Raw genomic sequence first — 21,071 nt, 5'->3', positions numbered from 1 at the left:
GCCCTTCTGCCTGAAGCCTTACCGGAAATCCCGCTGGCTCATCCATTGGGATCGACCCACCGGCCCTCGTTGACCATGGCGATCGCGCGGTCGGTCTCTGCCTCAATTTCGCGCAGGCGCGCGGCACGGCGGTTGAGGTCATCGGCAATCCCGCCCAGCCGCTCGACATGCCGGGCCAGCTGACCGCGCTGATCGTCCAGACGCCGGTGCTGATGATCGAGCGCCCCCCGCGCGGCAGCAAGATCGGCACCGGCGGCATCGATCGCCGCCAGCGCCCGCGACAGCCGGTCGACCGCGCGCTGCCGGCGATCGAAAGCAACCACCACCGGTGCAGCCCCACGCACCGCATCCTTCGGCGGCATCGGCACGCGCTCGCCGCGATGCCGGCCGAGTTCAACGATCTTCGCGCCATCCTCGGTCATGTGGGGCCTCCCATTCCGGTGGATCTGCCGGCCCCGGATCTGGAAGGGCCATTCACATAAAGGTGGGACGATGGCCGCGTAAGGGAAAGGCATGATCGGCGTGAAAGACACGGCAGGATATCCGCGTCAGCCGACATGCCCCGCCTCGACATGCCCCGCCCCCGCCGTCCTGCCGGCCCCGGCCTCAGGCGCTGCGCAGACGATCCAGGAAGCCGCTCATCGACCGGTCGAGATTGCGGGAGGCCGTGCCCAGCGCATCGGCTGCATGCCGCACCTGGTCTGCCCCTTCAGATGTCCGGCTGCTGGCATCGGCGACATCGGCGATAGAGGTCGACACCTCGCGGGACCCGGCACTCAGTTCGGCCACGCTGCGGGCGATCTCCTGGGTGGAGCTGCCCTGCTGCTCGACCGCGGCCGCGATCGCACTCGCGATCTCGTTCAGGCGCAGGATCGTGTCTCGCACGTCTCGGATCGCCTGAACCGCCTCTCCGGTGCGGCTCTGGATCGCCTCCACCCGCTGGCTGATCCGGCCGGTCGCCTTGGCGGTTTCGGCCGCAAGGGTCTTCACCTCGCCCGCCACCACGGCAAAGCCCTTGCCGGCCTCGCCGGCGCGCGCCGCCTCGATGGTCGCGTTCAAGGCCAGCAGATTGGTCTGGCCGGCGATCTCGCCGATCAGCCGCACCACCTCGCTGATCTCCTCGCTGGCCTTGCCCAGCTCCTCGACCGTGGTGTCGGTGCGCTCGACCTGGGCGACCGCACCCCGGGCGATGGTCGATGCCTCCTGGACCTGATTGCCGATCTCGGCGACCGCACCCGAGAGCTGGCGGGTGGCATCGGAGACCGTCTCGGCGTTGCGTTCCGCCTCTTCGCTGGCCGCCGCGACGGTCTGGGCACGCTCGTCGCCCCGGGCCGCAGCTGCGGTCAGTTCGGACGAGCTTGCGCCCAGGGCCGAAACCGCTTCCGCCAGCTGATCGACAACGCCCTTGACCTCGGCCTCGAACGTGGCCGCCAGGTTGAGCATCTCGCTGCGGCGGATCTCCCGCTGCCGCTCTTCCTCTGCCGCGGCGCGGGCCTTGGCCGCCTCGACCTCGGCGGTGGTGTCTCGGAAGACCTGCAGGGCCTCGGTCATCCGGCCGATCTCGTCGCCGCCCGCCGGCGGCAGATCGACGGTCAGATCACCGGCCGCGACCGAACGCATCGCCCGCTCCAGACGCCGCAACCGGCCGATGACCCGCCGGCCGACATAGCCGAGCGCGATCAGCAGCGAGACCGCGACGCTTGCGCCGGCCAGAGCGATCAACACCGTCCGGCTGCGGGTCAGATCTTCGGTCGTGCGGCTGCGCACTTCGGCGATGGCGCCCGATGTCTGGAAGACCAGCCCGTCGACATCTTCCGCCAGCAGCTGGCCGGCCTCGCGGGCGGCCTGCAGGCGCTGGTCGACCTGGGTCAGCGCGGTAACTTCGGCGGCACGGATCTCGAAGACGTTGTTTTTGTCGCCGGCCGTCGCCGCCTGCGAGAAGCGGGCCACAGCCTCAAGCAGGGGGCCCTTGTTCACCCGATCGTCCAACGCCTTGGTGTCGCGATCCAGCGCATAGGCGGCCGCCTGAAGCCGCTGGCGCAGCCGTTCCAGATGGGCGGAATTGGTGATGGTCGCGGTCTCGGCAACGATGCCCTGGGCGGCCGCGATATCGCCCCGCAGCTGGATGCTGAGCTGAAGGGCCGGCAGCTGCCGGCTGGTCAGATCGTAGACCGCCTCCTGCAGAGTGCCGAACTCGAACATGCCGGCGGTCGCCTCCGCCTTGTTGCGGAAGTCCTGGGAGATCCGCTGCGCACCCGGAGAGATGGCCGCCAGATAGGTATCGCGTGCACCGGCCAGGTCGCGGATGGCGGCTTCGCGCCGGGCGGTCAGCGCATAGCGCTCTTCAACCGCCTTGAGCAGTTCATCGAGCCGGGCGATCAGGGCGTCGACATCCTCGCCGACCATGCCGACCAGGCCGGCATCCAGCCCGGCCGATTGCAGGGCGGCAAGATCGCCGCGCATGCCGCCGATCGCAGAGGTGATCGCCTGGCGTTCCTTGTCAAGCGCCTCGGCAGAGCCGGCACTGGCGACAGCCGGGGCCGATGCCGCCAGCACCTCCGCCTGTCGGGCAAGACGCAGAGCCGCGGTCAGCGGCCGCACGCCCTGTTCCTGCACCTCCTCGAAGCCACGCTCCACCCGACCGTAAGAGATCCAGGCGACACCGCTCGCCACGACGGCCAGGATCGACACCACCGCAAAGGCCAGGAACAGCTTCGGACCAAGTCCGATCCGGCCCAGCCACCCGGGGCGCCGGGCGTCGCGGCCGCGAGGCCTCTCGGCCCGCCGGCGCCGGAAACGTCGGCGACGGCCGGTTTCCGGCGCCGGCGTGGTCATGACATCGGCTCCTGCATCGGTGGCCTGCTGGTCATGCTCGCTCATGTCGTCCCAACCTCCCCTGATCGTTCTTCTTTGTCGTTTCCGCGTCCTGCCCGCGGCATGCAGCGGTCGGAGCCCCCCCGGCCCGGCCGTCGCATGGACCTTGATGACAACATCATTAAAGGATGAAACTTATCGGTCCGTTAACGCCAGACGATGATCAGCCGTTACCGAGGCCCGCCACAGCTTAGAAACTGGTCACAGCAGAGAAACCGGACACCGCAGAGAAGAGAGCGGCGCGCAGACGTCCGGCATCGCCCTCCACCATCCAGATCACCCGCGATCCGGCCCCGACCTCATCCCCGGCATCGAAAGAGGCGAGCGTCTGCCCCCGCGCCGGCCCGTGGAGGACGACCCGCAATCGTCCCGGTACCGCCCTGACGGCCCCCGGCGCCAGCAGGTCGGCGATGACGCAAGGGTCGTGCAGAGGCGCCTCGTCGGCGGGCGCGCCGCCCATGCCGGGCAGCGGCGCCACACGGTGCCGGTCGAGATAGGCCCCCAGCATGCCGGCGACGGCCCGCCCCACCCGGCTGTCGAGGGTGGCATATCGGGCGATCTCGGTGCGATCGGCGGTGACGGTATGGGTGAGCGTCAGCCCGTAAACGTAGAACGGCACGCCGTCGGCACCGGCCGCATCCAGGGTGGTCGCCACCCGTTCCAGTGCCTCGGGATCGACATAGGCGTTGAATTCGGCCGCCGGCGTGATGTTGCCGCGCCCGGCACTGCCGATCATGGCGCGCACCTCCAGCAGCCCGTCTGCGATGTCGGGCGCCATGATCAGCGCCGTCGCCAGATTGGTCAGCGGTCCCAGCGTCACCAGCCTGACCCGGCGGCCCTCTGACGCCGCCCGCCGCAGCCGGTCGATCAGAAAGGCCACCGCATGGATCGGTTCCACCTCTCCCTGCGGCTCGGGCAGGCCGGCACCGTCCAGACCGTCGGCACCGTGGACGTCAGCGGCGTCGGTCAGGGCGCCGATCATCGGCCCGGGGCAGCCGGCATAGACCGGAAGCGCTGCGGCATCCAGCCCGGCCACCTCGCGGATCCGCAGCGCATTGCGCCGGGTGTGACGGAGCGCGACATTGCCCGCGACCACCGTCACCGCCTCGAGGCCGCTGAGGTGCCGGGCACCGATCGCCGCGAACAGGGCATGGGCATCGTCAACGCCCGGGTCGCAGTCGATGATGGTGGGCGGCACGGCGACAGCGGTCATGGGCACGGCTTTCAAATGACGTTCGGGGCCGACAGAGTGACATGCCCGATACCCGGGGGGGAAGAGGTCCGATACATGATATGGACGCCACGCCATATGGACGCGGCGGTTTCAACAGGTCAGGATGGTGAAAACACCCCGGGCCCGCCGGCTGAAGCGGGGCACATCCCGGACCAGAAGGATGCGGAGTTCCCACCCCCATGACCGCCACCGTCACCGACCCGGCCCATGCGCCGGGCGGCAGCCGCCGCGCCATTGCCCTGCTGTCCCTGTCGCAGGGCTTCTACACCATCATGACCATGCTGCTGGTGACGGTGTCGGCCCTCGCCGGCCATATGCTGGCCGAAGACAAAAGCCTGGCCACCCTGCCCTTCGCGCTGACCTTCATCGCCAACACCGCCACAACCATCCCGGCCTCGATGCTGATGGCGCGGCAAGGCCGGCGGGCGGGCTTTGCGCTCGGTGCCTGTCTCGGCATCGCCGGGGCGCTACTCGCGGCCGTCGCCATCGCCATGGCCAGCTTCCTGCTGCTCTGCGCCGCCATGGTGCTGGTCGGCATGTCGAACGGCTTCAGCGTCTTCCTGCGCCATGCGGCGGGCGAGGCCGCGCCACGCGGCGGCGAGGCGCGGGCGATCGCCTTCGTCATCTCGGGCGGGCTGCTCGCCGCCCTGGTCGGCCCCACGCTGGCCGGCGCCTCACGCGACGCAATATCGCCCTATCCCTTCCTCGGCACCTATCTGGTGATCGCCGGTGCCGCGGTTCTGATGCTGATCGCCGCCCTGGCCCTGGACCTGCGCAAGCCGGCCGGCACGGTCAAATCGCTCTCGGGCGGGCTGGGTGCCGCCTTCCGGCGGCCGCGTTTCGTGATCGCGATCCTGGCCGGCATCACCGCCTATACGGTGATGAACCTGCTGATGACCGCAACACCGCTGGCGATGGTCGCCTGCGGGCTGGATTTCACCTCCACCGCCCAGGTCATCCAGTGGCATGTGCTCGGCATGTTCGCCCCGGCGCTGATCGTCGGCCGGCTGATCGAACGTTTCGGCCTGATGCCGATGATGCTGGCCGGCTGCCTGCTGATGGCGATGGCGATCGGCGTCGGCGCCTCGGGGATCAGCGTCTGGCATTTCAGGATCAGCCTCACCCTGCTCGGCCTCGGCTGGTCGGCCCTGTTCGTCGGTGCCACCACCCTGGTATCGCTGTCGCTGCTGCCGGCCGAACGGGGGCCGGGTCAGGCTGCCAATGATTTCCTGGTCTTCGGGCTGGTGGCGCTCTCGGCCTTCTTCTCGGGCCAGCTCATCGAACGCTTCGACTGGGCCACGCTCACCCTCTCGGCCCTGCCGCCGGTCGCGCTGACGGCCTGTGCCCTGGCCTGGCTCTGGGCCATGGAAGGCACTCGCCCGCGCGCCATAGGCGTCTGATCGTCATGCGTCACAACGCCCGGACGAACCATCCGGGCGTTTTTCTTTTCTGAAAAGAAATCATCAGTAGAATTTCGGATTGAAAAAGAAACATCTCCGTGGAATCTTCTGCTGGCGAAAAGGCAGGGGGCAGTTCCATCCGCCGCGCGGCCACGCCACCGGTCCGCGCCGCACGGAGACCACTGATGACCGCGACACCGGAGACATCCCGGATCGTGGAGCTGGCCGCCGGTGACGGTATTGCCGTTGCACCGGCCCGTTGGAGCTTTGCCGGCGACGTCGCCGGCAAGTTCGACGGCCATGTCTCCCGATCCGTGCCGCTTTACGACAGCGGGCACGATCTGACGGCCAGGCTTTCGGACTATTTCGTCCGGGCAGGATCCACCGTCTACGAGATCGGCACCTCCACCGGCACCCTGCTGCACCGGCTGGCCATGCGCCATGGCGATCTCGCCGAGACCCGCTTCATCGGGCTGGACGTGGAACCCGACATGATCGCCCACGCCCGGCAGGTCCATGCCGACATGCCAAACATGTTCTTCCAGACCGCCCGGGCGGAGCGCTTCGCCTTCGAGCGTTCCGACCTGATCACCGCCCATTACACGGTGCAGTTCATCCCGCCCAAACATCGTCAGGCCCTGTTCGACCGGATCTGGGACGCCCTCGACTGGGGCGGCGCCTTCATCCTGTTCGAAAAGGTGCGGGCCAACGACGCCCGTTTCCAGGATGCCTTCACCACGCTCTACAACGAATTCAAGCTCGCCAACGGTTACGACCACCGCGAGGTCCTGGCCAAAAGCCTGAGCCTGAAGGGCAAGATGGAGCCCTTCACCTCCGAGGCGAATGTCGACTTCATGCGCCGGGCCGGGTTCACCGACATCATCACGGTCCAGAAATATCTCTGCTTCGAAGGGTGGCTCGCGATCAAATGACCGACATGTCCCTGCCCCTGACCCGTTTCGCGGTGCGCGGTACCAGCTTCGCCCTCCACGATCCGGGCGACACCGTGGCGCGCGAAACCTTCTCGGCCCTCGGCTATGAACCCGCCGTGGTCGATCTGCTCGACCGGATCGCGAACAGGCTGCCGGCCGCCACCTTCTGCGATGTCGGCGCGCTGCACGGCTATTACCCCTGCCTCGTCGCCGCCCGCTATCCCGGCTGGCGGGTGGAGGCTTTCGAGCCCAACCCCCAGGCTTTCGAAGTGCTGGCCGGCAATATCCGCCGCGCCGGGGAGGTCCACGCCACCAGAGAACCCGGCCGCGCCCATTGTCTGGCGCTCAACGACACCGGCGACAGCCTGCATTTCCGTGGCCGGACCATCGTCGCCCCCGACACGCCGGACGCGATCATCGTGCCCGGCCGGCGCTTCGACGATCTCGCCCGCGACCTGCCCGCCGGGCCGCTGGTGGTGAAGATCGACGTGCACGGCGCCGAGGGGGTGGTTCTGGCCGGCATGACCGCCTGCCTGGCCGGCAGCCTGCCCGGCATCGACTTTCGGGCCGTGCTGATCGAGATGCATGCCCATCATCTTCTGGTCGGCGGCCACGACTATGAAGCCATGCTGGGGCGGCTGGAAGGCGCGGGGCTTGAGGTGTTCGAGGTCCGCGACTTCCGCGACACCGATACCGCGCTGCCGGTACCGCTGATCGGGGAAACCCGGCGGCGCTTTGTGGATCCCGCGCTCTGGACCCAGGCGCAGATCGATCGCGAACGGCTGATCCTGGCCACTCGTCCCGGGACCTTCCGACATTGACCGCACAGCTGTTCGGATCGGTGATGCTGCTGGCGGTGGTGCATCTTGCCGCCATGCTCTCCCCCGGGCCGACCGCACTGATCGTGCTGCGCCACGGCGCCGAACCCCGCATGGGGCCGATGGCGCCGCTGGTCTCGGGCATCGTCGGGGCGACGGTCACCAATGTCGCGCTGATGATGGCGGGGGTGGCGGCGGTGATCGCCGCCTCCCCCGCGCTCGGCCTGGCCCTGGCGCTGGGCGGCGCCGCCTATCTGGTCTGGCTCGGCATCCGCAATCTGATGGCCGCGGTCACCAAGATGCGGCATCGCCGCGCGGCACGCGCTGCGGCAGCCCCGGTCCCGCCCCCGCCGCAGCGTCGCTCTCCGGCGGCGCTGTTTCGCGACGGCTATCTGGTCAACCTGCTCAACCCCAAGATCGCGATCTTCTATGTCAGCATCTTCTCGCAGGTCGCCGCCCCCGATCTGCCACGTGCAGCCCTTGCAGTCTTCGGCGGCCAGCTGATCCTGCAATCGGCGCTGTTCTGGTCGTGTTTCGCCATCCTCGCCCGATCGGGCGTGATCGCCCGGGCGATCGATGCCTCCAACGGCTGGGTCGATTTCGTCTTCGGCGGCGCGCTGATCGGCTTTGCCACCACACTTGCATGGAGTGCCCTGTGACCGGCCCCTCCCCCGCCAACCAGCCCTCTTTGACCCGTGTCGACTGGAGCAGCATCCCGGCCCCCGTCGATGACGGTGCCGCCGCACATCTGACCGGCGCCCGGCTGCCGGATCTGGCCCTGCCCTCGACCACAGGCGGCACCGTCCGTCTGGCCGATCTCGCCGGCTGGGGCGTGCTCTATTTCTATCCGATGACCGGCCGCCCCGATCAGCCCCTGCCCGAGGGCTGGGACATGATCCCCGGTGCCCGCGGCTGCACGCCCCAGTCCTGCGCCTTCCGCGACCATGCCGCCGAGCTGGCAGAGGCCGGCGTCGCCGCGCTCTATGGCATCTCCACCCAGGACACCGCCTGGCAGCGCGAGGCGGCCGAGCGGCTGCATCTGCCCTTCCCACTGCTGTCAGATGCCGGTCTGCATCTGACCCGGGCCCTGAACCTGCCGGTGATGGAGGTGGGCGGGCACAGGCTGATCCGCCGGCTGACCCTGATCACCCGGGATGGTGTGGTGCAGCAGGTGTTCTATCCGGTCTTCCCGCCCGACCGGAATGCGGGCGATGTGCTGGACTGGCTGCGCCGGCGCTGACGGTCAGCCCCCTGCCGGTCAGCCCCGGACTGGCGGCCGCAGCGTGCGGACGGCGCCGGCCGCCAGGAAGCACAGGATGCCGGCGGCGAAGAAGGCCGGCAGATAGGTGCCGAGTTCGCTCCGCGACAACCCGGCACCGAAAGCCGCGGTGGCGGCGCCGATCTGGTGGCCGGCGAAGATCCAGCCGAAGACCATCGGCGCCCGCTCGCGACCGAACCGGTCGGCGGTGAGTTTGATGGTCGGCGGCACCGTCGCCACCCAGTCGAGGCCGTAGAACATCGCGAACAGCGACAGGCCGTAGAGGGTGAAATCCGAATAGGGCAGGAAGACCAGCGACAGCCCGCGCAGGCCGTAATACCAGAACAACAGCTTTCGGTTGTCGTAGCGATCCGACAGCCAGCCGGACAGCACCGTGCCGATGAAGTCGAAAACGCCCATCAGAGCCAGCAGCCCGGCGGCCCTGACCTCCGCCACGCCGAAATCGACGCAGAGCGGTACCAGATGGGTCTGGACCAGACCATTGGTGCTGGCGCCGCAGATGAAGAAGGTCAGGAACAGCACCCAGAAGACCCGGGTACGCGCCGCATCCTTCAGCGCACCGATCGCCGCCAGGGCCACCGATGCACCGCCCATGCCGGCGGGGGGTGGGCTCACCTCCGTCTCGCCATAGGCGGGCAGGTCCAGATCGGACGGGCGGTCACGAAGCAGGATCAGGGCCAGGATCGCCGCCAGCGCCATCAGCCCGCAGAGCAGCATCACCGCCGGACGCCAGCCCATGCCATCGGCGATCCAGGCGATCAGTGGCATGAACACCAGCTGGCCGGTGGCGGTGGAGGCGGTCAGCAGGCCGATCACCATGCCGCGCCGCTTCACGAACCAGCGGGTCGCGACCGTCGCCCCCAGCACCATGGCGATCATGCCGGTGCCGATACCGACCACCACGCCCCAGAGCAGGATCAACTGCCAGAGTTCGGTCATCGCCAGCGAGAGCGCCAGCCCGCCGCCCACGGTGGACAGCGAGGTCAGCACCATGCGCCTGACGCCGAAGCGGTTGATCAGCGCCGCTGCAAACGGCCCCATCAGGCCGAACAGCAGCAGGCGGATCGCCATGGCGCCGGAGATCTCGGACGTCTCCCAGCCGAAATCCCGCTGCAAAGGCAGCAGCAGCACGCCGGGTGCGCCCACCGCCCCTGCCGCCACCAGCATGGTGAGAAAGGTGGTTCCGGCAACCACCCAGCCGTAATGGACCTGCCGGCGGGCCAGTGCCGCCGCGATCACCGTCGATGCCATTCATCCGCTCCCGTCGGGAAGCCGCCACATTCGCCGCATTGCCGCCCAACGGCGTTCGGTTTATGATGACGATCATCATGTTTTATTGATGATGAACGTCATGCCCGCCGTCAAGAGCAGATCGATGCGTGCGCGGCCGGTCGACGTGCGCAGGAGAGAGGGCTGAAGCGGTGAAGGTGACCAGGGAACAGGCGGCGGCCAACCGGGCTGCGATCGTGAAGGCTGCGGGTCGGCTGTTTCGCGAGCGTGGCTTCGATGGTGTCGGCGTGGCCGAGATCATGAAGGCCGCCGGTCTCACCCATGGCGGCTTCTACGGCCATTTTGCGTCCAAGGACGCACTCGCCGCCGAGGCCTGCGGCAAGGCCTTCGGCGACACGATCGAGCGGCTGGAAACCGGACGCGATCAGGCGGGCCGCGATCTCGGCCGCTATGTCGAAAACTATCTGTCCGAAGCCCATCGCACCCGGCGCGACATCGGCTGCCCGATCGCAGCACTCGCGACAGAGGTGCCGCGCCAGGACGCCGGCATACAGGCGAGCTATGCCGAAGGGATCGACCGGTTCATCGACACGCTGGCAGCCCGCTTCCCCGCCCTTGCCGCCAGCGAGGGCGACCGCGGCCGCGCGATCCTGGTGATATCGGCCCTGGTCGGCGGTCTGGCGCTCGCCCGCGCCACCGAGGCCAGTGACCGCGCGCTGTCGGACGAGATCCTGGCCGCGGTGCGCGACGAGATCACGAAGCTTCCCGCGACCTGACCGCCGTCACCGGCCGGAGGGCACGTGATCCTCGATCCCCACCCGGTCGAGGTCGAAGGGGGTGGTCTGGTAAATCTCGTTGATCCAGTTGCCGATCAGCAGATGGGCATGGCCGCGCCAGAGGTTGTGAGGCAGACGGCCGGGATCGTCGCCGGGGAAATAGCCGACCGGCAGGGTCACCGGCACCTCGGCCGCAACGTCCCGGTGATATTCTTCCGCCAGCGAGACCGTGTCGTATTCCAGATGGTTGAACATATGGAGTGCCCGGTGGGCCGGGTCGTCGAGCAGACAGAGACCGGTCTGATCGCTTTCGGCCAACACGGTCATGCCGCTCGAAGCGGGCACATCCTCGGCCCGCACTTCGGTCCAGCGCGAGACCGGCGTGGTGAAGATGTCCGGAAATCCGCGCAGCCAGGGCGAGGCCGGCGCCAGCACCCGGTGGGCATAAAGCCCGAAGGCCTTGGCGGGCAGGTCGTATTTGGCCATGCCGTGGAAGTGATGCACCGCCGCCTGCGCGCCCCAGCAGATCGTCAGGTTGCGATGAACATTGGTCTGGGTCCAGTCCAGGATCCGGCGCAGCTCGTCCCAGTAGGTGACCTCTTCGAAGCGCAGCCGTTCGACCGGCGCGCCGGTGATCACGAACCCGTCGAAGCGTTCGGTCGCAACCTCGGCCCAGGGCCGGTAGAAGGCCGACATATGGTCGGTGGCGGTGTGGCGCGAGACATGGTCGGTGATCTTGACCAGGGTCAGCTCCACCTGCAGCGGCGTGGAACCGAGCAGCCGGGCGAACTGGGTCTCGGTCCGGATCTTGTTGGGCATGAGGTTGAGCAGGCCGATGCGCAGCGGACGGATGTCCTGGCGGACCGCGTCGGTCTCGCCCATCACCATCACCCCTTCCGCTTCCAATGTGCGGCGGGCGGGCAAATCGTCAGGAATCTTGATCGGCATCGGCGCGTCCCCACTCGATCTTTCAGGGGCGGACGCGGTGGCGTGATCCGTTTGATTGCCGGCTCGGCCACATCTTCCCAATCGCAGGGATCGCGAGGGAGTGCCACCTTGCCCGGATGCGGCAGGTTGGCGTTGGGCGTCGCCCCAACTCTTGATGTGGCGCGGATCATAAGGCCTTCGCACCCGCTCCGCAATGGCCGCCACGCGCAGCACTGCGGAGCAGGTGACGGGCCGGAATGCTCAGTCGCCGCCATCGGCGATGGTGGTCATCAGCCGGGTGTCGCCGCCGGCCGCGGCGGTGTTGACCGACAGCACGCGCTCGACCGCAAAACGGTGCAGATAGCGCGGGCCACCGGCCTTGGGACCGGTGCCCGACAGCCCCTCGCCGCCGAAGGGCTGGGTGCCGACCACCGCGCCGATCATGCTGCGGTTGACGTAGAGATTGCCCACCCGGGCCAGCTCCGCCACCCGGCGCACCGTCCGGTCGATGCGGCTGTGCACGCCCATGGTCAGGCCATAACCATAGGCGTTGATCCGCTGCACCACCGCCTCCAGATCCCGCGCCTCGTAGCGCCAGATATGGAGCACCGGCCCGAAGACCTCGCGGGTCAGGCGGTCGGGGCTGTCGATCCGCCAGGCGGTCGGGGCAAGAAAGGTGCCGGCTTCGGCCCTGGCCGGCAGCGGTGCCTCGGCGATTTTCGTCTGGCCGGCCGCCTTCAGCGCCGCCAGATGGGCCTTCAGGCCGTCCAGCGCTTCGGCATCGATCACCGGCCCGACATCGGTCGCGAGCCGCATCGGGTCGCCCACCTCCATTACCGCCATGGCGCCGGCGAGCATGGTCTCGATCCGGTCGGCGACATCCTTCTGCACACACAGCAGGCGCAGCGCCGAACAGCGCTGTCCGGCAGAGCCGAAGGCCGAGGTCAGCACATCCGCCACCACCTGCTCGGGCAGGGCCGAACTGTCGACGATCATGGCGTTGAGCCCGCCGGTCTCGGCGATCAGCGGCACGATCGGCCCGTCACGCCCCGCAAGGCCGCGGTTGATCAGCTTCGCGGTCTCGGTCGAGCCGGTGAAGGCGATGCCGGCGATCCGGTCGTCGGCGACCAGCTTCGCACCGACCCGGGCGCCGTCGCCCGGCAACAGCGCGATGGCGCCGGCCGGCACGCCGGCCGCCAGCATGTGGCGCACCGCCCAGGCGGCGATCAGGGGCGTCTGCTCAGCGGGCTTGGCCAGAACCGCGTTGCCGGCGGCCAGCGCCGCCGAGACCTGGCCCGTGAAGATCGCGAGCGGGAAGTTCCAGGGCGAGATGCAGGCGAAAACACCGCGCCCCGCGAGCCGGATCTCGTTGCTCTCGCCCACCGGCCCGGGCAGGGTGACGGGGCCGGCGAAATCGGCGCGGGCCCGGGCGGCGTAGTAGCGCAGGAAATCGATCGCCTCGCGGATCTCGGCCAGGGCATCGGGCCAGGTCTTGCCGGCCTCGCGGATCAGGATCGCGAAGGCGCGGTGGCGGTCGTCCCAATAGCGGTCGGCAATGGCCTCCAGCACGGTGGCGCGGGCAGGCCCGCCCAGCGCATCCCAGCGGCCCCAGGCAGCGCGGGCGGCCGTAATCGCCGCCTCGACCGCGGCATCGTCGGCCTCGGCCACGCGGCCCACGACCTCCGACCGGTCGGCGGGGCTGCGGATCTCCGCAAAGGCGCCGCCGCGATCGCGGCCCTCGACGATCGCCGAGGCCTCGGCGGGTGTGGCGGCGGCAGCGGCGACGGCGGCGTCCAGCTCCATCACCACCAGCGGATCGGCCAGATCCAGCCCCTGGCTGTTCGGCCGTTCGGGGGCATAGATCGCACCCGGCAGCGGGATCGACGGGTTGGGCCGCGAGGCCCGGCCGGCAAGCTTCGCCACCGGGTCGGCGACCAGATCGCCGATGGCGACGCTCTCATCGGCCAGGCGATGCACGAACGAGGTATTGGCCCCGTTCTCGAGCAGACGCCGGACCAGATAGGGCAGAAGATCCTCATGTGCGCCGACCGGCGCATAAATCCGGCAGCTGACGCCGCCCTTCGACGGCGCATCGCCCAGCGCGGCCTCGTAAAGCGGCTCGCCCATGCCGTGCAGGCGCTGATATTCGAAGCGGCGGTCATGGCCGGCCATCACGTCGATCGCCGCCACGGTATGGGCGTTATGCGTGGCGAACATCGGATAGAGCCGGTCGCGGGCCGCCAGCATGCGGCGGGCGCAGGCCAGATAGGAAACGTCGGTCGCCTCCTTGCGGGTGAAGACCGGGAAGGAGCTGAGGCCGCGTTCCTGCGCCCGCTTGATCTCGGTGTCCCAATAGGCGCCCTTGACCAGCCGGGTGGGGATGATGCGGCCGGTGCGCCCGGCCAGCTCCACCACATGATCGATCACCGCATGGGCGCGCTTCTGATAAGCCTGGACCGCCAGTCCCAGCCCGTTCCAGCCGGCAAGCGCCGGGTCGGCCGCGGCACCTTCCAGCAGGTCGAGCGAGATGTCGAGCCGGTCGGCCTCTTCGGCATCGATGGTGAGCCCGATGCCCACCGCCTTCGCCTCGCGCGCCAGTTCGGCCAGCCGGCCGCCCAGCGCCTTCAGCATGCGGCCGTCCTTGGCCGCCTCGTAGCGCGGATGCAGCGCCGACAGCTTCACCGACACGCTGGGGCGGGTAATCTCGTCCAGCTCCCGCGGGGCGACCTTGCCGACCGCGCGGATCGCCGCCAGATAGGCCTCGTGATAGCGGGTGGCATCGGCCTCGGTGCGCGCCGCCTCGCCCAGCATGTCGAAGGAATGGCGCCAGCCCTTCGCCCAGCCGGCGCGGGCGCGATCCAGCGCTTCCTGGATGTTCCGCCCCTGGACGAACTGCTTGCCCATCATGCGCATCGCGGCATGCAGGGCCTGGCGGATCACCGGCGCGCCCGACCGCGACACCAGACGGCCGATGGCCGAAGAGGCACCGCCGGCCACATCCTCGGGCGCCAGCCGGATCACCCGGCCGGTCAGCATCAACCCCCAGGTTGATGCATTCACGAACAGGCTGTCGGCGCGGCCCAGATGCGCATCCCAGTCGGCCTCGCCCAGCTTGTCGCGGATCAGCCGGTCGGCGGTGGCGGCATCGGGCACACGCAGCAGGCTTTCGGCCAGGCACATCAGCACGACACCTTCGCGGGTGCCGAGCCCGTATTCCTTGAGGAAGGCTTCGACGCCGCGCGCCGGCTCGTCCCCGGCGCGAACCTTGGCGACCAGCGCCTCGGCACGGCTGCGGACGGTTGCGGCCATGCCCTCGGGCAGCCGGGCGTCCTCGATCAGCCGGGCGGTGATCTCGGCCTCGGGGGCGAGGTTCAGCTCCGCGATCCGGCGGCGGCCGGCATCGGTGGTGAGAGCGAAGGGACGGGCGTCGGTATCGCGGATCATGATGTGTCGTCTCCGGAGGGGCGGCACGCGGTTGGGCGCCGGGGCCAGACCGGAAGAGACCGGGCCGACGGGCGCAATCTCCGGAGATTACCGGCGAGCAGGCAGAATGTGCGGCTGTTCTGCGGGTTGCAGCGTTATATTCTCTGCCTGAACCCCGATCTGGCAGCATGAGATCCGCCGATGACCGATGACGCCACACCCCGCCCGCTCGACCGCATCGACCGGCGTATCCTGACCGAGCTTCAGGGCGACGGCCGGCTGACCAATGTCGAGCTGTCACGCCGGGTGCATCTCTCCCCCACCCCCTGTCTGGAACGGGTCCGGCGGCTGGAGCGCGAGGGCTATATCCGCGGCTATCGCGCCGAACTCGACCCCGCGAAGCTGGATCGCGCGCTGCTGGTCTATATCGAGGTCAGCCTGGATCGCACCGACGAGACCGTGTTCGAAGCCTTCAAGGCCGCGATCCGCCAGCAGCCGGATGTGCTGGAATGCCATATGGTCGCCGGTGGATTCGACTATCTGGTCAAGGCGCGTCTGGCCGATATGGCCGCCTATCGCCGCTTCCTGGGCGACTGCCTGGTCAGCCTGCCGGGGGTGCGCACCACCCACACCTATGTGGTGATGGAAGAGGTGAAGACCGACGCGCGGTTGCCGGTGGATTGATCCCCGACCGCGAGATGTGACGTCTGTTGTCACGCTCTGGAAACGGCCTGTTCACGAGAGCGGCCACTTCCGCACCGCAACAGGCCGCCCCATCTGCACGGATGCATGCCCGCGGCATCTGACGGGCCCACCCCGGCGCCTCGGCCGGCGGCGGTCCCGCCGCTCCGCATTTTTCGTCCGAGGATACCCGACCCGATGACCGACCAGATTTCCGATGCCCGCCTGTTCCTGCCGGTGACGCTGGGCTCGCTGACGCTCGCCAATCGCATCGCCATGGCACCGCTGACCCGCTCGCGCGCCGGCGCCGACGGTGTGCCCTCGCCGCTTGCCGCCACCTATTACGCCCAGCGCGCCGCGGCCGGCCTGCTGATCACCGAGGCGACCAATATCAGTGCCGAAGGCCGCGGCTATGCCTGGACCCCGGGCATCTTCACGCCCGAGCAGGTGGCCGGCTGGAAGGCGGTCACGCAGGCGGTCCATGCCCGGGGCGGCCGGATCTTCATGCAGCTCTGGCACACCGGCCGGATCTCGCATCCCAGCCTGCAGCCGGGGGGCGTGCCGCCGGTGGCGCCGTCGGCCATCCGCCCGGAAGGCCAGGCCTTCACCGAAGCGGGCTTCGTGCCCTTCGAAACCCCGCGCGCCCTTTCCGCCGACGAGATGCCGCGGCTGATCGAGGATTATCGCAAGGCGGCGGAGAATGCCAAAGCCGCCGGGCTCGACGGTGTCGAAATCCACGGCGCCAACGGCTATCTGCTGGAACAGTTCCTGCGGGATGCCACCAACACCCGCACCGACGACTGGGGCGGCAGCATCGAGAACCGCGCCCGGCTGCTGCTGGCGGCGACCGACGCCGCGATCTCGGTGTTCGGCGCCGACCGGGTGGGCGTGCGGCTCTCGCCGGTGACGCCGGCCAATGATGCAGGCCAGGATTCCGACCCGGCCGTGCTTTATGGCTATGTCGCCGCGGAACTCGGCCGGCGCGGCATCGCCTTCATCCATGTGATCGAAGGCGCGACCGGCGGCCCGCGCGACAATCAGCCCTTCGACTATGCCGCCCTGCGCAAGGCCTTCGGCCGCCATGGCTGGATCGTGAACAACGGCTATGACCGCGCGGCCGCGATCGCTGCGATCGATGAGGGCCGGGCCGATATGGTCGCCTTCGGCCGGCCGTTCATCTCCAACCCCGATCTGGTCGACCGGCTGCGCCGAAACGCGCCGCTGGCACCGCTCGATCGAGACACGCTCTATGGCGGTGGCGCGAAGGGCTATGTCGACTACCCCACGCTCGACGGCCGCGCCGCTGCCGAGTGAACTGAGACATCCCTCCGACGAGCCGGGCCCCGCCTGCAATTGCAGGCGGGGCCCGGCTCGTTCGCGTTTCGGTGACGAACGGGCTTCCCCCTTGATGGACGCGGGTTTCCGCCCGGTGGACGGCAGTGGAAATCTGCCAGGACCACGGCTTGCGGGAATTGTGCGGCCGCCCCGGGGCTGGCATGCTGCCCGGCGCGCCGGCCCCCGCAGACGACCGCTATCGTGACGACCACGGGGCCCGGATGGCGCAACGACCACCAGGGAGGCTAAGGAACCCATGAGCGGCGCGAACGAGATCAAGCGGAGCTGGCAGCACTATATCGACGGCCGCTTCGTCGACAGCCTGGACGGCACCCGCATCCCGGTGGTCAACCCGGCGACCGGCGAGGTCATCGCCGACATCGCCTGCGCCAAAGCCGCCGATGTCGACATGGCGGTGGCCGCCGCGCGCAAGGCCTTCAACGCCCGCCTGCTGCAGAACATGAGGCCGGTGGAACGGTCGCGGATGATGCACCGCATCGCCCGGATCCTGCTGGAGCGGACCGAGGAGATCGCGCTGGTCGAAACGCTCGACAACGGCAAGCGGATCTCGGCCGCCCGCGGCGACGTCGCCGCCGCCGCACGCTATTTCGAGTATTATGCCGGCATGGCCGACAAGCTTGAAGGCAAGTCGATCCCGCTCGGCCCCGACTATATCGACTACACCGTGCATGCGCCCTTCGGCGTGTCGGCCCAGATCGTGCCCTGGAACTTCCCGCTCCAGATCGGCGCCCGGTCCATCGCCTGTGCGCTCGCCACCTGCAACACCGTGGTGATGAAGACGCCGGAGCTGTCGGCCCTGTCGCTGGCAGCACTCGCCCAGGCGGTCCACGATGCCGGCGTGCCGGCCGGTGTCGTCAACATCCTGACCGGCTTCGGCCACGAGGCGGGTGCCGCCCTCGCCGGCCATGGCGATATCGACCATCTGGTCTTCACCGGCTCGGTCCAGACCGGCAGCCGGATCCTCCATGCCCTGGCCGACCGGGTCGTGCCGGCGGTGATGGAGCTGGGCGGCAAGTCGGCCGGCGTGGTGTTCAGGGATGCCGATATCGATCAGGTCATCACCTCGACCCGCGGCGGCATCTTCACCAATGCCGGCCAGGTCTGCTCGGCCTCGTCCAGGCTGGTGGTGGAACGGCCGGTCTATGACCAGGTGGTGGAGCGCATGGCCGCCGCCGCCTCGGCGCTGAAGATCGGCCCGGGCATCGAGGATGCCGAGCTGACCCCGGTGATCTCGGACGGCCAGCTCGACAAGATCGAGGCCATGTGCCTGCGCGCGGTCCAGGCCGGTGCCACTGCCGCATCCGGCGGCCGCCGGGTCGACCGGCCGGGCTATTTCATGGCGCCGACCGTCATCGCCGGCACCACGCCCTCCTCCGAAATCGCCCAGAACGAAGTCTTCGGCCCGGTGTTGACCATCCTGCCCTTCGATGATGCCGAAGAAGCACTCGCCATCGCGAACGGCACCGATTACGGTCTCTGTGCGGGTGTCTACACCCGCGATCTGGCCCGGGCGCATCTGGTGGCGGACCGTCTGATCGCCGGTCAGGTCTTCGTGAACGAGTGGTTCGCCGGCGGCATCGAAACGCCGTTCGGCGGTATGAAGCGGTCGGGTTATGGCCGGGAGAAGGGCGTCGAAGCCCTGCTCGGCTATGTCCAGACCAAGAATGTCGCGATCCGGCTGACCGCCGGCGCGACCGGCCGTCCGGGCGCCTGACAGGGTCCGGGCGTCCTCCCCACGACCGAAGGAGCAAGCTGAGCCATGTCGGGCAAGATCGAGGCGCGTCTCGCAGAACTGGGCATCACCCTGCCGGTGCCCGCCGTCCCCGTCGCGAATTACGTGCCTTACGCCGTGACCGGCAATCTGGTCTACACCTCCGGCCAGGTTCCGGTCGCCGATGGTGCGGTCGTCTGGAAGGGTAAGGTCGGCGGCGAGCGGTCGATCGAGGACGGCGCCGCCGCGGCGCGGCTCTGCGCGCTCAACTGCATCGCCCAGCTCAAGGCCGCCTGCGGCGGTGATCTCGACCGCGTGAAGCGGATCGTGAAAGTGGTGATCTTCGTGTCCTCCGCCGCCGGCTTCAACGGCCAGCCGCAGGTGGGCAACGGAGCCTCGGACGTGCTGGTCGACATCTTCGGCGATGCCGGCAAGCATGCCCGCTCGGCGGTGGGGGTGAACGAACTGCCCCTGGACGTGACGGCGGAAGTCGAGATCGTCGCCGAGATCGCCTGATCCGGATCCGAACCGCCGCAGCCCCCGGGGCTGCGGCGGTTTCGCTTGTGCCCCCCGCTGCAGGATCCCCGCCCATGACCGGACCCGACGCCTCCGCGACGACGCCGCCCTCGGGCGGCGAGGCCATCATCCGCACCCTGATCGCCCATGGCATCGACACCGCCTTCTGCGTGCCGGGCGAAAGCTACCTGGCCGTGCTGGAGGCGCTGCGCATCCATGCCGACCGCATCCGCCTGCTGGTCCATCGCCACGAGACCGGCGCCGCCTGCGCCGCCGAAGCCTGGGCGCGGGCCCGCCGCCTGCCCGGCATCGCCATGGTCACCCGCGGCCCCGGCGCATCGAACGCCGCCCATGGCGTCCATGTCGCCGCCCAGGATTCCACGCCGCTGGTGCTGATGGTCGGCCAGGTCGCAACCCGCGAGCATGGGCTGGAAGCCTTCCAGGAGGTCGATTACGGCGCCATGTTCGGCCATGCGGTCAAGGCGGTGATCGAACCGCGCACCGCCGCCGATTGTGCCGGGGCCACCGCCCGCGCCCTGCGCATCGCCATGGCCGGCCGTCCCGGCCCGGTGATCCTGGTCCTGCCCGAGGACGTGACCGAAGGCGAGACCGCGGCGGATGCCCTGCCCGATATCGCCGGCGGCGTGCGCGCCAACGGCCCCGATCTCGGCCGGCTGCGGGCCGCGGCCGGCCTGCCCGGTGCCGCCCAGACCATCGCCGCCGCCGAGGCGCTGGCGGCAGCCGCCCGCCCGATCGTGATCGCGGGCGAGATTGCCGCCTTCGACCGCGCCCATGCCGCCCTCGACCGGCTGGCCCGGGTCAGCGGCTGCGGCCTCGCCACCGCCTTCCGCCGCCAGGACCTGGTGCCGGCCGATCATCCGGCCTGGTTCGGCCATCTCGGGCTGGGCCGCAGCCCGGCGCAGAAGCGCGCCTTCGCCGAAGCCGATCTGATCCTGGTCGCCGGCAGCCGGCTCGACGACGTGACCAGCGAGGGCTGGACGCTTCCGGCCCCGCATCAGACGGTCATCCATCTCTACCCCGATGCCGGGGAAATCGCCCGCGCCGCCGGCCGCAGCGCCCGCCTGCCGGACCATATGCTGGTGGCGGATGTGGCGGCCGGGCTCGACGCGCTCGCCGACCGGCTGGCAGAGCATCAACCGCCGGCCGACCGGATCAACTGGCGCGATGCGATCCACAAGGGTGTCGCCGATTTCGCAGCCCGGCCGGTCACCCCGGTGCTGGGTGCGGTCGACATGGCCGCGGTGGTGACGATGGCCGCAGAGATTGCCGGCCCCGAGGCCGCGGTCGCGATCGATGCCGGCAACTTCGCCGGCTTCGTCCACCGCTACTGGCCCTTCCTGCGGCCCGACACCCAGTTCGCCACCCAGGCCGGCGCCATGGGCTATGGCCTGCCGGCGGGGCTTGGGGCCGCCATGGCTGATCCCGATCGCCCGGTGGTGGTCTTTGCCGGCGATGGCGGCTTTCTGATGACCGGTCAGGAACTGGCGACCGCCGTGCTCGAAGACCTGCCGGTCAAGGTGGTGGTGGTCGACAACGGCGTCTACGGCACCATCCTGATGCACCAGACCCGGCGCATCGGCCGCGATCGCGGCCATGGGATCGCCTTGTCACGGCCCGATTTCGCCTTGCTCGCCCGGGCCTATGGCGCCGCCGGTTTCACGGTGGAGCGGACGGAGGATTTCGCCGAGGCCTTCCGCGCGGCCATGGCCCATGACGGCCCGGCGCTGGTGCATGTGAAAACCGACCCCAGGGACATCTCGGCCTACGGGCCGCTCTGACCACCCCACCAAAAGGTGATGAGAACGGCTCGCATGAACACAGGGTTGCGCGGGGCGCCGTTGCCGGCTATCTGAGAAGACCGCCGTGTGCCGGCGCCCCCCAACCTTCCCGAGC

17 protein-coding genes and 1 riboswitch are annotated in these 21,071 nt (G+C 69.3%); of the genes, 11 read left to right on the top strand and 6 right to left on the bottom strand.

Features of this window, described 5'->3' with window-relative positions; all coding sequences use genetic code 11:
• Positions 1-38: 38 nt before the first annotated feature.
• The 3 genes from TMO_RS03150 to TMO_RS03140 form a co-directional block, all read right to left on the bottom strand.
• Positions 39-422, bottom strand: a complete 384-nt coding sequence (locus TMO_RS03150; protein WP_014744138.1) for a hypothetical protein — start codon at positions 420-422, stop codon at positions 39-41.
• A 184-nt stretch (positions 423-606) separates the two neighbouring features.
• Positions 607-2,880 (bottom strand): methyl-accepting chemotaxis protein, encoded by a 2,274-nt coding sequence (locus TMO_RS03145; RefSeq protein ID WP_014744137.1) that lies wholly within the window; start codon positions 2,878-2,880, stop codon positions 607-609.
• 184 nt (positions 2,881-3,064) lie between these two features.
• Positions 3,065-4,087 (bottom strand): nucleoside hydrolase, encoded by a 1,023-nt coding sequence (locus TMO_RS03140; protein ID WP_014744136.1) that lies wholly within the window; start codon positions 4,085-4,087, stop codon positions 3,065-3,067.
• A gap of 200 nt (positions 4,088-4,287) precedes the next feature.
• Between TMO_RS03140 and TMO_RS03135 the strand changes: the two genes are divergently transcribed.
• The 5 genes from TMO_RS03135 (at position 4,288) to TMO_RS03115 (ending at position 8,498) form a co-directional block, all read left to right on the top strand.
• Positions 4,288-5,508: an MFS transporter gene (locus tag TMO_RS03135; RefSeq protein ID WP_014744135.1), complete on the top strand. Its 1,221-nt coding sequence runs from the start codon at positions 4,288-4,290 to the stop codon at positions 5,506-5,508.
• Positions 5,509-5,693: 185 nt separating this feature from the next.
• A complete protein-coding gene (locus TMO_RS03130; protein WP_014744134.1) occupies positions 5,694-6,440 on the top strand; it encodes a methyltransferase domain-containing protein in 747 nt (248 codons plus the stop codon).
• Positions 6,437-7,261 carry an FkbM family methyltransferase gene (locus tag TMO_RS03125; protein ID WP_014744133.1) on the top strand — a complete coding sequence of 275 codons (825 nt, stop codon included), beginning with the start codon at positions 6,437-6,439 and terminating at the stop codon, positions 7,259-7,261. The genes TMO_RS03130 and TMO_RS03125 overlap by 4 nt, the downstream gene beginning before the upstream one ends.
• Positions 7,258-7,917: a LysE family translocator gene (locus tag TMO_RS03120; RefSeq protein ID WP_014744132.1), complete on the top strand. Its 660-nt coding sequence runs from the start codon at positions 7,258-7,260 to the stop codon at positions 7,915-7,917. The genes TMO_RS03125 and TMO_RS03120 overlap by 4 nt, the downstream gene beginning before the upstream one ends.
• On the top strand, positions 7,914-8,498 hold the full coding sequence (locus TMO_RS03115; protein WP_014744131.1) for a peroxiredoxin: 585 nt from the start codon (positions 7,914-7,916) through the stop codon (positions 8,496-8,498). Before TMO_RS03120 ends, TMO_RS03115 begins: the two co-directional genes overlap by 4 nt.
• Before the next feature lie 18 nt (positions 8,499-8,516).
• Here TMO_RS03115 and TMO_RS03110 read toward each other — a convergent pair whose 3' ends face one another.
• Positions 8,517-9,788, bottom strand: coding sequence for an MFS transporter (locus tag TMO_RS03110; protein ID WP_014744130.1), 1,272 nt, complete (start codon positions 9,786-9,788; stop codon positions 8,517-8,519).
• A gap of 170 nt (positions 9,789-9,958) precedes the next feature.
• Here TMO_RS03110 and TMO_RS03105 point away from each other — a divergent pair, with 170 nt between their 5' ends.
• Positions 9,959-10,543 (top strand): TetR/AcrR family transcriptional regulator, encoded by a 585-nt coding sequence (locus TMO_RS03105; protein WP_014744129.1) that lies wholly within the window; start codon positions 9,959-9,961, stop codon positions 10,541-10,543.
• Positions 10,544-10,549: 6 nt separating this feature from the next.
• Here the strand turns inward: TMO_RS03105 and TMO_RS03100 are convergent, their stop codons facing one another.
• Both TMO_RS03100 and putA read right to left on the bottom strand, forming a co-directional pair.
• Positions 10,550-11,491: a homoserine O-succinyltransferase gene (locus TMO_RS03100; protein ID WP_014744128.1), complete on the bottom strand. Its 942-nt coding sequence runs from the start codon at positions 11,489-11,491 to the stop codon at positions 10,550-10,552.
• A gap of 41 nt (positions 11,492-11,532) precedes the next feature.
• Positions 11,533-11,654, bottom strand: a riboswitch (SAM-I-IV-variant riboswitch).
• A 77-nt stretch (positions 11,655-11,731) separates the two neighbouring features.
• The gene (putA, locus tag TMO_RS03095; RefSeq protein WP_014744127.1) at positions 11,732-14,914 is read right to left on the bottom strand and encodes a bifunctional proline dehydrogenase/L-glutamate gamma-semialdehyde dehydrogenase PutA; all 3,183 of its coding nucleotides are present in this window, start codon (positions 14,912-14,914) and stop codon (positions 11,732-11,734) included.
• Positions 14,915-15,094: 180 nt separating this feature from the next.
• On the opposite strand from putA, the gene TMO_RS03090 reads away from it, so the two are divergent.
• From TMO_RS03090 to TMO_RS03070, 5 genes are all read left to right on the top strand, one after another.
• Positions 15,095-15,577: an Lrp/AsnC ligand binding domain-containing protein gene (locus TMO_RS03090; RefSeq protein WP_014744126.1), complete on the top strand. Its 483-nt coding sequence runs from the start codon at positions 15,095-15,097 to the stop codon at positions 15,575-15,577.
• A 195-nt stretch (positions 15,578-15,772) separates the two neighbouring features.
• Positions 15,773-16,888 carry an alkene reductase gene (locus tag TMO_RS03085; RefSeq protein ID WP_014744125.1) on the top strand — a complete coding sequence of 372 codons (1,116 nt, stop codon included), beginning with the start codon at positions 15,773-15,775 and terminating at the stop codon, positions 16,886-16,888.
• Between the two features lie 277 nt (positions 16,889-17,165).
• Positions 17,166-18,644: an aldehyde dehydrogenase family protein gene (locus TMO_RS03080; RefSeq protein WP_014744124.1), complete on the top strand. Its 1,479-nt coding sequence runs from the start codon at positions 17,166-17,168 to the stop codon at positions 18,642-18,644.
• Between the two features lie 45 nt (positions 18,645-18,689).
• The gene (locus tag TMO_RS03075) at positions 18,690-19,157 is read left to right on the top strand and encodes a RidA family protein (protein WP_014744123.1); all 468 of its coding nucleotides are present in this window, start codon (positions 18,690-18,692) and stop codon (positions 19,155-19,157) included.
• 74 nt (positions 19,158-19,231) lie between these two features.
• Positions 19,232-20,956 (top strand): thiamine pyrophosphate-dependent enzyme, encoded by a 1,725-nt coding sequence (locus TMO_RS03070; protein ID WP_014744122.1) that lies wholly within the window; start codon positions 19,232-19,234, stop codon positions 20,954-20,956.
• Positions 20,957-21,071: the final 115 nt, after the last annotated feature.

This window comes from Tistrella mobilis KA081020-065 (genome assembly GCF_000264455.2).
In the GTDB taxonomy this organism is placed as follows: Bacteria; Pseudomonadota; Alphaproteobacteria; order Tistrellales; family Tistrellaceae; genus Tistrella; species Tistrella mobilis.
Note: the sequence above shows the minus strand (reverse complement) of the source record. Positions and strands in the feature narration are given on the sequence as shown.

What these genes read in the sequence shown, in the direction of transcription:
- TMO_RS03135 (WP_014744135.1), top strand. Translation starts at nt 4,288, where the DNA reads ATGACCGCCACCGTCACCGACCCGGCCCATGCGCCGGGCGGCAGCCGC.
- TMO_RS03110 (WP_014744130.1), bottom strand. Translation starts at nt 9,788, where the DNA reads ATGGCATCGACGGTGATCGCGGCGGCACTGGCCCGCCGGCAGGTCCAT.
- TMO_RS03100 (WP_014744128.1), bottom strand. Translation starts at nt 11,491, where the DNA reads ATGCCGATCAAGATTCCTGACGATTTGCCCGCCCGCCGCACATTGGAA.
- TMO_RS03125 (WP_014744133.1), top strand. Translation starts at nt 6,437, where the DNA reads ATGACCGACATGTCCCTGCCCCTGACCCGTTTCGCGGTGCGCGGTACC.
- TMO_RS03080 (WP_014744124.1), top strand. Translation starts at nt 17,166, where the DNA reads ATGAGCGGCGCGAACGAGATCAAGCGGAGCTGGCAGCACTATATCGAC.
- TMO_RS03085 (WP_014744125.1), top strand. Translation starts at nt 15,773, where the DNA reads ATGACCGACCAGATTTCCGATGCCCGCCTGTTCCTGCCGGTGACGCTG.
- TMO_RS03070 (WP_014744122.1), top strand. Translation starts at nt 19,232, where the DNA reads ATGACCGGACCCGACGCCTCCGCGACGACGCCGCCCTCGGGCGGCGAG.
- putA (WP_014744127.1), bottom strand. Translation starts at nt 14,914, where the DNA reads ATGATCCGCGATACCGACGCCCGTCCCTTCGCTCTCACCACCGATGCC.
- TMO_RS03130 (WP_014744134.1), top strand. Translation starts at nt 5,694, where the DNA reads ATGACCGCGACACCGGAGACATCCCGGATCGTGGAGCTGGCCGCCGGT.
- TMO_RS03150 (WP_014744138.1), bottom strand. Translation starts at nt 422, where the DNA reads ATGACCGAGGATGGCGCGAAGATCGTTGAACTCGGCCGGCATCGCGGC.
- TMO_RS03140 (WP_014744136.1), bottom strand. Translation starts at nt 4,087, where the DNA reads ATGACCGCTGTCGCCGTGCCGCCCACCATCATCGACTGCGACCCGGGC.
- TMO_RS03075 (WP_014744123.1), top strand. Translation starts at nt 18,690, where the DNA reads ATGTCGGGCAAGATCGAGGCGCGTCTCGCAGAACTGGGCATCACCCTG.
- TMO_RS03145 (WP_014744137.1), bottom strand. Translation starts at nt 2,880, where the DNA reads ATGAGCGAGCATGACCAGCAGGCCACCGATGCAGGAGCCGATGTCATG.
- TMO_RS03090 (WP_014744126.1), top strand. Translation starts at nt 15,095, where the DNA reads ATGACCGATGACGCCACACCCCGCCCGCTCGACCGCATCGACCGGCGT.